This is a genomic window from Gillisella taibaishanensis (genome assembly GCF_001938985.1).
GTDB classification, from domain to species: Bacteria; Pseudomonadota; Alphaproteobacteria; order Rhizobiales; family Rhizobiaceae; genus Allorhizobium; species Allorhizobium taibaishanense.
This window is the reverse complement of the sequence record NZ_MKIN01000020.1, coordinates 285,982-299,326: the sequence shown is the minus strand read 5'-3', so window position 1 is coordinate 299,326 and position 13,345 is coordinate 285,982. Positions and strand designations below refer to the sequence as shown.

The 13,345-nt window shown below is 59.6% G+C and carries 13 protein-coding genes; all 13 read right to left on the bottom strand.

Annotated elements, in window-relative coordinates; all coding sequences use genetic code 11:
- Window positions 1–11: 11 nt before the first annotated feature.
- On the bottom strand, window positions 12–515 hold the full coding sequence (gene ybeY, locus BJF91_RS06615; RefSeq protein ID WP_075613684.1) for an rRNA maturation RNase YbeY: 504 nt from the start codon (window positions 513–515) through the stop codon (window positions 12–14).
- Between the two features lie 20 nt (window positions 516–535).
- A complete protein-coding gene (locus tag BJF91_RS06610; protein WP_075613683.1) occupies window positions 536–1,630 on the bottom strand; it encodes a PhoH family protein in 1,095 nt (364 codons plus the stop codon).
- Between the two features lie 146 nt (window positions 1,631–1,776).
- Window positions 1,777–3,195, bottom strand: coding sequence for a tRNA (N6-isopentenyl adenosine(37)-C2)-methylthiotransferase MiaB (gene miaB, locus BJF91_RS06605; protein WP_075613682.1), 1,419 nt, complete (start codon window positions 3,193–3,195; stop codon window positions 1,777–1,779).
- Window positions 3,196–3,272: 77 nt separating this feature from the next.
- Window positions 3,273–4,067 (bottom strand): lysophospholipid acyltransferase family protein, encoded by a 795-nt coding sequence (locus BJF91_RS06600; protein WP_075613681.1) that lies wholly within the window; start codon window positions 4,065–4,067, stop codon window positions 3,273–3,275.
- A 34-nt stretch (window positions 4,068–4,101) separates the two neighbouring features.
- Entirely contained in the window at window positions 4,102–4,530 is a 429-nt protein-coding gene (locus tag BJF91_RS06595; RefSeq protein WP_075613680.1) for a Fur family transcriptional regulator, read from the bottom strand.
- A 38-nt stretch (window positions 4,531–4,568) separates the two neighbouring features.
- Window positions 4,569–5,066 carry a GNAT family N-acetyltransferase gene (locus BJF91_RS06590; RefSeq protein ID WP_075613679.1) on the bottom strand — a complete coding sequence of 166 codons (498 nt, stop codon included), beginning with the start codon at window positions 5,064–5,066 and terminating at the stop codon, window positions 4,569–4,571.
- Between the two features lie 153 nt (window positions 5,067–5,219).
- Window positions 5,220–5,912: a tRNA (adenosine(37)-N6)-threonylcarbamoyltransferase complex dimerization subunit type 1 TsaB gene (tsaB, locus tag BJF91_RS06585; protein ID WP_075613678.1), complete on the bottom strand. Its 693-nt coding sequence runs from the start codon at window positions 5,910–5,912 to the stop codon at window positions 5,220–5,222.
- A 60-nt stretch (window positions 5,913–5,972) separates the two neighbouring features.
- Complete coding sequence (locus tag BJF91_RS06580; RefSeq protein ID WP_075613839.1) at window positions 5,973–6,533, bottom strand: NifU family protein; 561 nt, start codon at window positions 6,531–6,533, stop codon at window positions 5,973–5,975.
- A gap of 243 nt (window positions 6,534–6,776) precedes the next feature.
- Window positions 6,777–7,268 carry a universal stress protein gene (locus tag BJF91_RS06575; protein ID WP_075613677.1) on the bottom strand — a complete coding sequence of 164 codons (492 nt, stop codon included), beginning with the start codon at window positions 7,266–7,268 and terminating at the stop codon, window positions 6,777–6,779.
- A gap of 69 nt (window positions 7,269–7,337) precedes the next feature.
- The gene (gene trpS / locus BJF91_RS06570) at window positions 7,338–8,402 is read right to left on the bottom strand and encodes a tryptophan--tRNA ligase (protein WP_075613676.1); all 1,065 of its coding nucleotides are present in this window, start codon (window positions 8,400–8,402) and stop codon (window positions 7,338–7,340) included.
- A 108-nt stretch (window positions 8,403–8,510) separates the two neighbouring features.
- Window positions 8,511–8,909, bottom strand: a complete 399-nt coding sequence (locus BJF91_RS06565; protein ID WP_075613675.1) for a VOC family protein — start codon at window positions 8,907–8,909, stop codon at window positions 8,511–8,513.
- Window positions 8,899–10,512: a murein biosynthesis integral membrane protein MurJ gene (murJ, locus tag BJF91_RS06560; RefSeq protein WP_075613674.1), complete on the bottom strand. Its 1,614-nt coding sequence runs from the start codon at window positions 10,510–10,512 to the stop codon at window positions 8,899–8,901. Before murJ ends, BJF91_RS06565 begins: the two co-directional genes overlap by 11 nt.
- A 1-nt stretch (window position 10,513) precedes the next feature.
- Window positions 10,514–13,339 (bottom strand): [protein-PII] uridylyltransferase, encoded by a 2,826-nt coding sequence (locus tag BJF91_RS06555; protein ID WP_139310601.1) that lies wholly within the window; start codon window positions 13,337–13,339, stop codon window positions 10,514–10,516.
- Window positions 13,340–13,345: the final 6 nt, after the last annotated feature.

The window sequence follows — 13,345 nt, the reverse complement described above, 5'->3', positions numbered from 1 at the left end:
TTACCGTTCTATCAAACCGGGACTTGACCCGCATAGGGATCTGATAGGCCAAGACCGGCCAAAATGCGAGTCTCAAGTCCCTCCATTTCCTCCGCCTCTTCCTCGGTCATGTGATCATAACCGAAAAGATGGAGAAATCCATGAACCATCAAATGCGTCAGATGATCCGAAAAACTTTTCTCAAGCTCGTCGGCTTCGCGCTCCACCGTCTCACGGGCAATGACGATATCGCCCAGCATCGGGCCAGGCTTATGACCGGGCTTCAGCGGATAAGCAGGAAAGGATAGCACGTTTGTTGGCTTATCCTTGGCGCGCCATTCGCTGTTGATCGCCTGGATTTCGGCGTCATCGGTAAAGACCAGCGACACTTCGCTTGGCATCGGAGTAAAAGGCTGGCCCTGCGCTTCCAGAAAATCTGCCGCATGAACCAAAATTTTTGCGCTCAAGGCTTCGAGTTCGGCCTCTTCAGGCCAACCCTCGGCCTCGACTGCAATCTGAATATCGAGTTTCTGCATGGCTCAAGAGACGGAGTATATCACTCCGCCGTTTCGCTTTCTCCTGCCTGAGGCGAGGCTTGCATTGCCGGAGCCTGATAAGGAGCCGGCTGGGTATATTGCGCGTCATAGGCCCGGACGATACGACCGACGAGCGGATGGCGGACCACATCGACATCCTTGAAGCGGACGAAGGACACGCCTTCGACATCGTTTAGGATTTCGAGGGCTTCGACCAGACCGGATTTGACGCCGCGCGGCAGGTCCACCTGGCTCGGATCGCCGGTGATGATCATCCGGGAATTTTCGCCAAGACGGGTCAGGAACATCTTCATCTGCATCTGCGTGGTGTTCTGCGCCTCGTCGAGAATGATCGCCGCGTTGGCAAGCGTGCGTCCGCGCATGAAGGCCAGCGGTGCGATTTCGATGACACCCGCAGTGATAGCCCGCTCGACCTTGTCGCCCGGCATCATGTCATAGAGCGCGTCGTAAAGCGGCCGCAGATAGGGATCGACCTTCTCCTTCATATCGCCAGGCAGAAAGCCCAGGCGCTCGCCCGCTTCAACGGCCGGGCGCGACAGGATGATCTTGTCGACGGCGCCGCGCTCCAGCAGTTGTGCCGCCTGCGCTACGGCCAGATAGGTCTTGCCCGTGCCGGCAGGCCCGGTGCCGAACACCAGTTCAGCGCGCTCAAGAGCCCGCATATAGGCATCTTGCGTTGGCGTACGGGCGACGATGGTCTTCTTGCGGGTGGAAATCTGCGCCATGCTGAGCTTGGCCTTGCGTTCCATCGTTGGCAGGGTCAACTGGTCGTCGGCCGCAACTGCCATGCGGATGGCGCCCTCGACATCGGAGGCATCGACGCTGCCACCGCTCTGAAGGCGTGCATAAAGGAAATCCAGTGCCCGGCGCGCCTGGTTGGTCGCCATGATATCGCCTGATATCGACACCGAATTGCCACGCGCACTGGCCTTGATCTGTAGCCGCTGCTCGAGAAGTTTCAGATTCTGTTCGAACTGGCCGAAAAGCTCGCTAGCGTGCCGGTTGTTCTCGAACGTCAAGATGAAGTGATTGGCGTCGGTCGCCACCGTTTTGGCACTGCGCGAGGATGAGGTTACCACTTCTGGTGCGTTCAAGCGATCAGGCTCCCTGTCGGAATTCAGTTCCGGCCCCTACACTAGAGCAATTCTGCATTTCACGGAAACGCAAAAATGCTCCAGCTTCTTGTTTCAACCGCATTTCCGAACGCAAAACCGGTTTCCAGTTTTGCTAGAAATGCTCGCTAACTCTCTACCACTTCGCCAAACAAGCTGTTTGGGCCGATATCCGTGATTCGTACCTGAATAATGTCACCTATTTGCGATGCTTTTGCATCAACATTCACAGACTGCAACCAAGGCGAACGGCCAATAATCTGTCCGGGCATGCGGCCGGGCTTTTCCAGCAACAGGTCCATGGTCTGGCCGATCAGCGAGCGGGCAAAATCATGCTGTTGTTTCAACAGCAATTCCTGCAACCGCGCCAATCGCTCGGTCTTGACGTCTTCGCTGACATGGTCGGGCAAATCGGCACCTGGTGTGCCCGGACGTGGTGAGTATTTGAACGAAAAGGCCTGGGCATAGCCAATATGCTCCACCAGTCGGATCGTATCCTCGAAGTCTTCGTCCGTCTCGCCGGGAAAGCCGACGATGAAATCGCCAGACAGGGCAATGTCTGGCCGCACTTGGCGGATGCGCTCGACAAGGGCAATGTAGTCGGCAGCCTTGTGCCTGCGGTTCATCGCCTTCAGGATCCGGTCAGACCCGGACTGAACAGGCAGATGCAGGTAGGGCATCAGCATGCGCAGGTCGCGATGCGCCTCGATCAGCCGGTCGTCCATGTCGCGCGGGTGGCTGGTCGTGTAGCGAAGCCGGGCAAGGCCGGGAATTTCAGCGAGCTTGTAGAGGAGATCGCCGAGCCCCATCGTGCCCCCATCAGGGGCTTTGCCATGCCAGGCATTGACGTTCTGGCCCAGCAGGGTGATCTCCCGCACGCCGCCGTCGACCAGGCGTTTCGCCTCATCAAGCAACTGAGACAGCGACCGCGACACTTCCGCGCCACGCGTATAGGGCACCACGCAGAAGGTGCAGAACTTGTCGCAGCCTTCCTGCACGGTAAGAAAGGCCGTCACCACCCGGCGCTTGCCGGCAATCTTGGTCGGATCGGGCAGATGCTCGAATTTGTCCTCAACGGCGTAGTCGGTATCGACGACCCGTGTGCCGCTGCGCGCCCTCTTCAGCGCCTGCGGCAAGCGGTGATAGGTCTGCGGGCCAACCACGACATCCACGCCCGGCTCACGGCGGACGATTTCCTCCCCCTCGGCCTGGGCGACGCAGCCAGCGACGCCGATCATGAATTCCTCGCCCTTTGCGGTGCGGGTCTTTTTCATTTCCCGCAGGCGACCAAGGGCGGAATAGACCTTATCGGCTGCCTTTTCTCTGATGTGACAGGTGTTGAGCAGGACGAGGTTCGCCTCTTCCATATCCTCGGTCTGCTGATAGCCATCCGCCGCCAGCGCATCGGCCATGCGGCTGCTGTCATAGACATTCATCTGACAGCCATAGGTCTTGATGAACACCTTCTTCTGCGCAGCAGAGGCGTGTTCAACCATGGCGGACACCGGCTCTGCCGATGGGGAAAGGCTTGAAATTTCCTGGGTCATGGCGCGCCTTTTATACCAATGCTTGCCATTAGCAAAGAGCGCCGAAGCCTTGGAACTGAAAGGATCGGCCGGGACGGCTACTCGATGGTGCGCCCCAGCAGCTTCGACAGCAGCATGCGGCGGATATCGCTCTCGACCGTGGCGCTGACCCGCTTGCGATTGCTATCCTTCGTATACGCGATGGGGGTGCCGAAGCAGACATCGACATCAATGGCCGCCACTTTCAGCAACCCAGCCAGATGCGGCCCAAGCGTCACATCGCCCGGCCAGCTCACGAGCGGGCGATGAAACCGCCCCATCGGCATGCCGTGAATGCCGGTATAGGCGATAGCCACCGGCTGCACATGCACCACGCCTTCAGGCGCCAGCGGCACCGCCATGGCGGCAGCGCCAAACAGCGAGGACTTGATCGGCAACAGCCTGTTGCCATCAGACGTCGTGCCTTCGGGAAAGAGTACGACGATTTCACCAGCCGCCATGCGGGCGGCGATATCATTGACCTGTTCGCCCGAGGAGCGCTTTTCCTCGCGGCGGATGAAGATGCTCTTCTGAAGCTTAGCCAGCGTGCCGAAAATCGGCCATTCCGACACTTCCATCTTGGCGATGAAGGCGACATCGGCCACCGAACTCAGCACCAGGATATCCGTCCAGGAACAGTGGTTGACAGCCAGCATTAGCGGGCGCTTGCCCTCCAGCCGACCATGCACCCTCACCCGGATGCCGAGCGCGAAGCAGGCAACCTTGTGCCAGTAGCGCGGCAGGTAACGGCGCAGCTTCAGATCGAATGCCAAGCCCAGCAATTGCAGGGGCAGCATGATAAGCGTGACGATAATCAGCAGGGAGAGCAGCAGGACGGTGCGAATGGCGATCATGAGGCCCACCCCGTCCCCGCAACGGTAGAAGCACTCACGTCTCGTCCTTTTTCAAAGGCACGCCATAGAGTTCCAGCCGGTGATCCACCAACCGAAAACCGAGCTCACGGGCAATACGCTCTTGCAATGCCTCGATCTCCGCCGAACGGAATTCGATCACCCGACCGGTTTTCAGATCGATCAGATGGTCGTGATGCTCTTCCGGCATCGTCTCGTAGCGGGAGCGTCCGTCGCGAAAATCGTGGCGGGCGATGATGCCGGCATCCTCGAACAGCTTGACGGTGCGATAGACGGTCGAAATAGAGATCTTTGCATCGACCGCCGAGGAGCGTCGGTATAATTCCTCGACATCGGGATGATCGTCGCAGCTTTCAAGGATGCGGGCGATGATCCGGCGCTGTTCGGTCATACGCATGCCACGCTCGGCGCAGAGTTCCTCCAGCGATTTCGGCGTTTCCGTCATAGGGCTCCGGCATGCTCGTGAAATGCAACAGTCACGAGTTAGCGAAGATCGCGCCGCATGACAAGCGCTGCGCTGCGACGGCCATTGGTATCGGCATAGTAAGCCGGCCTTTCACCAACGGTCTCGAAGCCAAGCTTGCGATAGAGATTGATGGCGGAATGATTGCCATCATCGACCTCAAGGAACATGATTTCACCGCCGCGCACCCGCGATTCGCGCATGGCGGCCTGCATCAGGCGCCAGCCAAGACCGTTGCGGGCCGACTTTTCATGGACAGCAATCGTCAGAATTTCAGCTTCACCAGCCACTTCACGGGCGAGAACGAAACCGCTCAATTGTGGCTTGAACATCAGCGTGTTGGTCTGACGGATGACGAAACCAAAGGAATTGGGCTGTAAAAGCAGGCTCTCGAACTCGCCGTCGTTCCATGGACGCGAAAAACGCTGGCCATGGAGGTCCGAGACATCGTGGCAATCGTCAAGCCCCATGGCGACGACTTCGAATTCGGCTTTGCGGGCAAAAATGGCTTCAAGCATGAGACCCTCCCCAGAGTCAGGACAATGAAAACATGTTCATTCCGACGCGACTCATACTCTAGCTGAAAATCCCTAAGATCGCGTGGGATTTATACTGAAAAACTGCTGCAATTTTAACCAGTTGCGTCACAACGGGCCGTCGTCAAAAGCAATTCAAGCCCGCGCCACGGCAAAGCCGGCCTGAGGCTTCACATCAGGACCACGCAAGTAGAGCGGCTTCGGCTTGCCCGAAGCCTGCGCCACCGCTGCCAGCCGGGCAATATCTTCGATTGGAAAGTGATCCGCCTCCCCTGCCGCAACCGCTGTCTCGCCAACGCCGGGAGCGGCAGCATCAAGAAAACGGCGTGCCGAGCCGGTCACCCGCGCATCGGACTGCGTCAGAAAGGTCTCCGCCAGATCGACGAAAGCCTCTATCGGCAAAACCTGCGCCTCACCCAACGGCGTGGCGTCGGCAGCAAATGACTGGACATAGACTTCATCACGCTTGGCATCCATGGCGGCCAAAACCGGGACGGCACCTGACTTACGCCGTTCCGCTGCAGCAAGCGCTGCCAGCGTGGTGACGCCAACAATCTCCGCACCAAGAGCAAGAGCCAAGCCGCGTGCCGCCGACAGACCCACCCGGATACCGGTAAAGGAGCCTGGACCAATGGTCACTGCCACTCTCTGCACGTCGGACAGCGCAACGCCCGCCTGATCCAGCACCTCGTCGATCATGCCCATCAGCTTTTCAGCATGGCCACGACCGATAGTCTCGCAGGCTTGGGCAAGCATCTGATCCTTGCCACTATCGTAAAGGCCCACAGCACAATCAATGCCCGCGGTGTCGACTGCCAAAAGCATCATCGTCTGCCTGTCTTCCACACCAAACCGCGCATGCCTGTCATACTTGAAGCCGTACTATCGTCAGACAGCTTCGACTTCCTGAACTTCGGGTATGAAGTGGCGCAGCAGGTTCTGCACACCGTGCTTCAGCGTCGCCGTCGACGACGGGCAGCCTGCACAGGAGCCCTTCATATTGAGGAAGACCTTGCCGTCGCGGAAGCCACGGAACGTGATATCGCCGCCATCCTGCGCGACCGCAGGACGAACCCGGGTTTCCAGCAGTTCCTTGATGGTCGCAACGATCGACTCGTCGCCTTCGTTGAAGAATTCGCCGTCCGGGTCCTCATCACTGGTTGCGCCGCCGCCCATGATTGGCGCGCCGCTCATGAAATGCTCCATGATCGAGCCGAGGATCGCTGGCTTCAAATGCGGCCATTCGGCGCTGTCCTTGGTGACCGTGACGAAATCGTAGCCGAAGAAGACGCTGGTGACGCCGGGAATGGCGAACAGCTTTTCGGCAAGCGGCGAGGCCATGGCTGCATCGCGGTCGCGAAACTCCGCCGTCCCATTTTCCATAACAACCTTGCCCGGCAGAAACTTAAGCGTGGCCGGATTGGGCGTGGACTCGGTCTGAATGAACATGAAAAGCTCCTTGCGGACCGGCCATCCGATCCGATTTGAAGCGCGCCGCAGCATTACACACGCGCGTCTCGCTTCAAGATTTGTTTTGGCATGCCGTCATCGCAAGGCAGTTCAGCAGCTTTGCGCGGCATGTATCCGTTGCTGGAAAATAAACCCTCGAGCCACCCGCTTCAAGCGCCGCTGACAAATAAACCTTGCCCCAACGGGATACCGCGCGAGCCAGATCTTGAGGGTAAAGGCCGCTCAACACAAAGCGTCGATTTCCTCGTTGCTCAGCGCATCCGGCAGCACCGTTACGGGGATCGGGAAGGCTTGCGCACGACCGGCAATCATCGACACCAGCGGCCCCGGCCCGTCCTTGGCAGAACCAGCCGCGAGAACCAGGATTGCGATATCGCGATCATCCTCGATCACTGCCTTGATTTCTTCGGCAGCACTGCCTTCGCGGATGACGATTTCAGGCTCCAGCCCGATGGTCTCGCGCACCGTTTGAGCTGATTTGGCCATGACGGCCTCGGCGGCTTCACGGGCCTCGGCACGCATGATCTCCTCGACGCCCAGCCATTGCTGGAAATCACCCTCGGGGATCACATAGAGCAGCACCAAGCCGCCATTGGAGTTTTTGGCGCGCCGGCCGGCATAATGCACGGCCCGCGAACATTCCGGAGTATCGTCGATAACGGCGAGAAACTTTCGCCGATGTCCTTCGAGACGCGATAGACGCTTGGATACCATGGCCAGCCTTGCTTCGTAGAATTCTGCCGTGGCGGCGCAAAAGCGTGTTCACGCCGCCACTGACAGAACTTAGCGCACGAAGCCGATAATGTCGCGGATTTCCGTCATGGTTTTTTCAGCGCGCGCCCGCGCACGCGCACCACCGTCCCGCAGCACGGCATCGATGTGGCCGGGATCGTCCATCAGACGGCGCATTTCGCCGTTGATCGGCGCGAGCACCTCGACAGCAAGGTCGATCAGTGCAGGTTTGAACACCGAGAACTGCTGGCCGCCGAATTCGGCAAGCACATCCGTCTTGGTCTTGTCGGCCAGCGCTGCATAGATGCCGGTGAGATTGTCGGCCTCGGGGCGGCCCTTCAGCCCATCCACTTCGCTCGGCAACGCGTCGGGATCCGTCTTCGCTTTGCGGATCTTCTTCGCGATCCCTTCGGCATCGTCCATAAGGTTGATGCGCGACAAGTCCGACGGATCGGATTTAGACATCTTCTTGGTGCCGTCCTTCAGGCTCATCACGCGGGGCGCCGGCCCGTCGATCAGCGGCTCGACCATCGGGAAATAGGCATGCACCGGCTGATCGCCAACGGTGATATCGACACCAAAACCGCTCGGCCGGATCTGTTGCTCAAAATCAAGGTTGAACTTCATGGCGATGTCGCGGGTCAACTCAAGGTGCTGCTTCTGGTCTTCGCCAACAGGCACATGGGTGGCGCGGTAGACGAGAATGTCGGCTGCCATCAGGCTCGGATAGGCAAACAGCCCGAGCGAGGCACGTTCGCGGTCCTTGCCGGCCTTGTCCTTGAACTGCGTCATCCGCTCCATCCAGCCCATGCGGGCGACGCAGTTGAAGATCCAGGCAAGTTCGGCGTGCTGCGGCACCTGGCTCTGGTTGAAGACGATATGCTTTACCGGATCGATGCCGGCCGCCAGAAACGCCGCCGTGATCGAGCGGATCTGGCTGCGCATGTCGTCATGCACCAGTTGCGCGGTCAGCGCATGCAGGTCGACGACGCAATACATGCAGTCGTTATTATCCTGGAGCGCGACGAATTTGCGGATCGCGCCGAGGTAATTGCCAAGATGAAGATTGCCGGTAGGCTGAACGCCGGAGAAAACCAGCGGCTTGAATTCGCTCATGATCGACCTCAGCAGGCTTGTGGAGGGCCTGGTACCTCGTGATGGATTATCTTGGCGCTTATGCACATCGCCGCCGCACCAATCAAGCGGGCACGGGGTGAGCGCGGCTTATAATTTTCGCTCGATCAGATCCCAGAGATTGCCGTAGAGATCTTCGAACACGGCAACCGTCCCATAGGGCTCGTGGCGCGGGTCCTCGCGGAAGGTAACGCCGGCTGCGATAAAGGCGGCATGATCGCGAGCGAAATCGTCGGTTTCCAGAAAGAAAGCCACGCGGCCGCCGGTCTGATGGCCGATTGCGACCCGCTGCATCTCGCCTTCTGCCAAGGCGAGGAGCAACCCTGCCCCATTGCCGGGCGAGACGACCACCCAGCGCTTGCCGCCACCGAGACCGATATCGGCTTCGCAGGCAAAGCCGAGCTTGCCGCAATAGAAGGCGAGTGCGCGGTCGTAATCATCAACCACCAGGGTCACGGTGGCAATGCGCTTGGTGGGCTTATTCTGCATCACTGTTATCCTTGGCAGCGGCCGTATCGCCAGCGCTTGCCTTGCCCCTGCGCTTCAGATTGCGTCTGAGCATGCCGATATCTGCGCCGCCGATCAAAAAGGCGAGTGTGAAGTAGACAACCATGGCCACACCGATCTGAGCAAACAGCGCCAGGACCTTGTGGAGGAAGGGCGCCCCCACGCCGCCATAGGGCGCGAAAAAGCCTGACAGGGCCATCAGCGCCGCGCCCATGGCCAGTGCTGCGAGCAGCAATCGAAGCGCACGCGACACCAGCGCCCATTCCACCTGCAGATGACCGCGCCTTACCAGCATGGTGAAGAGCAGCACGGTATTGATCGCGCCAGCACTTGCCTCGGCAATGGCGATACCGCGTTCCTGCAAAATCGGAAACAGCGAGATCGCAAGGCCTGAGTTGACGACGACGGAGATGCCGGTAAAACGCATCGGCGTCTTGGTATCCTCGCGGGCATAAAAACCGGGCTGCAGCGCCTTGATCATCACAAAGCCGGGGAGGCCCAGACCGTACCAGGCCAGGATTGCACCGACGATACTGGTGTTGTGGGCCGTGAAAGCACCACGCTCGTAAAGCACCCGGATAATATCGTCAGATAGGACCCAGAGGCCGACGGCAGCCGGCAGCGTCAGGAACAGCACGAACTCAATCGAGCGGTTCTGGATAGTCGAAGCCTCGCGCTGATGGTCGGATTTCAGCGCCCGCGCCAATTCCGGCAAAAGCACCACGCCAACGGCAACGCCGACAACGCCGAGCGGCAGTTGATAGATACGGTCGGCATATTGCAGGGCGGCAATCGCGCCTTCCTTGGAGGACGCAATCGCCTGGCCGATCAACTGGTTGATCTGGGTAATACCTCCAGTCACCGCCGCCGGCACCGCCAGCACCAGCAGCCGTTTCACATTAGGCGTGATCCTTGGCCATTTGAAGCCGAGCCGGATGCCGGCATGACGCACGCCGATATAGACGACCAGCAATTGCAAGAGCCCCGCCACCAGCACCGACCAGGAGAGATACCAGGCAGTCACAACAGGCTCGACGCCGTAGTACAGCGCATAAAACAGCGCGCTGATCATCACCACATTGAGGAAGATCGGCGCGACTGCGGCGGCGAAGAAATGGTGCAGCGAATTCAGCATGCCGCTCAGCATCGCCGTCAGCGACATGCACATCAGATAGGGAAACATCACCGCCGCCAGCCGAACTGTCAGTGAAAATTTCTCGGCATCATCGGCAAAGCCCGGCGCGATGACGAAGCGCACCAGCAGCGGCATGGAAAGCTCCATGACGATGGTAATCAGCAGCAGGACCGTGAAGAGAACGCCGAAAACTTCTTCCGAAAAGCGCTTGGCGCCATCCAGCCCGTTCGCCTCGATTTCCTTGGAAAACAACGGCACGAAGGCGGCGTTGAAGGCACCTTCGGCAAACAGCCGGCGAAAGAGATTGGGAAAGCGGAAGGCGGCATAAAAGACGTCCGCCATCGGCCCGGTGCCAAGGGCTGCTGCCATCAGGGTTTCGCGGGCAAACCCGAACAGCCGGCTGCCGAGCGTGGCACCGCCAACGGTCATGAACTTCTTGACGAGTGACATCTCAGGCGCGGACTTTCTTCGGGGCAGCCGGCGACCGGGTCGCGGCGGGAGCGATAATGCCTGAGGGCATCTGCTCGCGCAACTCGTCCGGCTGCTCGCTCATAACCGCCTTCAGGCGGGCGGCAATCGAGCCCTGGCGGTTTTCATTGGTAATCTTCTGGCCAACGAGATCGGTGACATAGAAGGTATCGATGACCTTTTCGCCGAAGGTGGTGATGCGGGCCGAGTGAATGTCGAGCGACAGATCCGACAGCACGGCCGTCACCTCCGCCAGCAAGCCGATGCGGTCGAGGCATTCGATCTCGATAACCGTGAACTTGTTTGAGAGCGTGTTGGAAATCGTCACATAGGGTTTGACGATAAAGGTCTTGTTGCGCTTGCGGCCCTTGGCGCGGGTGGCAATCACTTCAGGCAGGCGTTTTTTGCCGGCCAGCACATCCTCGATCATCTTGCTGATCGTATTGCCGCGGCGCATCTCGTCCTCATCCACGGGAAATTCCCTGTTGACGAGGATTGTGTCCAGCGCCCGGCCATCGGACGTGGTGAAGATCTGCGCGTCGGCGATGTTGGCGCCTGCCGCAGCACATGCGCCGGCAATGATCGACAACAGGCGCGGATGGTCGGGCGCCAATACGGTGATCTCGGTGATCGCGTGAAAGGAATGGGTGCGCACCATGGTCGCCAGCGCCTGGTTGGCCTTGTCTGCCTGGCGGATGAACTGGGCGTGGCGGACCTGGTCCTCAAGCGGCACCGTCAGCAGATAGGGCTGGTAATGCAGCTTGCTATAGGTCTTCTGGTCCTTCTGGCTCCAGTCGGATAGGGCTGCTGCCAATTGCTCGGCGGCATGTTTGGCGCGCTCCTTGCGCGGGCTTTCGGAAAAGCCGCCCGAAAGTAGCAGTTCGGTCTCGTAGTAGAGAGTGCGCAGCAACTGGCCTTTCCAGCCGTTCCACACACCAGGGCCAACGGCGCGGATATCGCAGACCGTCAGCACCAGCAGCATCCGCAAGCGGTCGAGTGACTGCACCTTTTCGGCAAAATCGGTGATGGTCTTGCGGTCGTGAAGGTCGCGGGTCTGGGCAACCATGGACATCAGCAGGTGCTGTTCGATCAGCCATACGACCAGTTCGGTCTGTTTGTCGTTGAGGCCAAGGCGCGGTCCCAGACGTCGCGCTACTTTGGCGCCGGCAATCGAATGGTCTTCCTGGCGACCCTTGGCAATGTCATGCAGCAGCACCGCCACGAACAGCACGGTGCGCTCCTCGATATTCGGCATCAACTTGACGGCAAGCGGATGAATGTCGTCATGCTTGCCTTGGTCGACTTCCGCAAGGATGCCGACGGAGCGGATCAGATGCTCATCAACGGTGTAGTGATGATACATGTTGAACTGCATCATTGAGACGATGCGGCCGAAATCCGGGATAAACTTGCCGAGCACGCCCGCCTCGTTCATCCGCGTCAGCATCAGGGCCGGATCGCGCTTCGAGGTCAGGATCGACAGAAACAGTCGGTTGGCCTCTTCGCTTTCGCGGAAATAATGATCGATCAGCGGCAGCGACCGGGTGATCGCCTTCAGCGCATCGGGATGAAATTCCAGCCCATGTAGATCGGCGACATGGAAGAAGCGCATGATATTGATCGGGTCGCGCTTGAACACGTCGGCACTGGCGAGCGCGATCCGGCCGCGATCCTCGATGAATTCGGGCGTGCCGGGAATGCGTCGTGGCCGATGGGCGAAACGGCCGATCGCAGCCGTCAGGCCAGGGGCCGCCTTGGCCTGCTTATCTTCGAGGCTGGCGCAGATGATACGCGTGAGGTCACCGACATTCTTTGCGACATGAAAATAATGCTTCATGAAGCGCTCGACCTCAGACAGGCCTGGCCGGGCGCTATAGCCGAGATTGCGGGCGATTTCCGGCTGGAGGTCGAAAGACAGGCGCTCTTCCGGCTTCCCGGTGGCAAAATGCATGTGACAGCGCACTGCCCAGAGGAAATCGTCGGATTTCTGGAACATCCGCCATTCCTGGCGCGACAGCACCCCAAGCTTGACCAGATCGGCCGGATCGGAAATCCGGTAGTAATATTTGGCGATCCAGAACAGCGTATGCAGGTCGCGTAGCCCGCCTTTGCCTTCCTTGACATTCGGCTCGACCAGATAGCGCGTGTCGCCCGCCTTGCGGTGGCGCTCGTCGCGTTCGGCAAGCTTGGCGGCGATGAATTCGGGCGCGGTTTTTTCCACCACTTCCGCGTTGAAGCGCTTCTCCAGTTCGGCGACCAGCGTCGTCTCGCCGCAGATGAAGCGGGTTTCGAGGATCGCGGTGCGGATGGTCATGTCGGTGCGCGCCAGCCGGATGCATTCCTCGACCGTGCGGGTGGCGTGGCCGACCTTGAAGCCGAGATCCCACAGAATGTAGAGCAGGAACTCCACTGCCTTGCGGGCGTCGGCACCGGCCTTGACCGATAGAAGAAACAGCAGATCGATATCCGAGCCCGGCGCCAGCGTGCTGCGGCCATAACCGCCAACGGCTGCCACCGCGAATTCCGACCCGGTCGTGGGATAGACAGCCTGCGAAACGATCCGGTGCACCAGCGAAATCAGCCGGTCCTGCACGTTGGAAATCATGCCGGCGCATTCGAGACCGCTACCGTGGGCAATCAGGTGACGCAGTGCGGCATCCCGGCCATCGGCGCTTGCCTTTTTGAGCAGCGGCAGGATGGCGGCGCGCATGTCCAGCGCCTTGCCGTTCTGCTGCACGATAGCCATGCATTCCGCTTCCAGGGCCGTGAAATCGGGGAGCGTCGCGTCTGTGAGGTCGTGCTGTGCCATGATCGT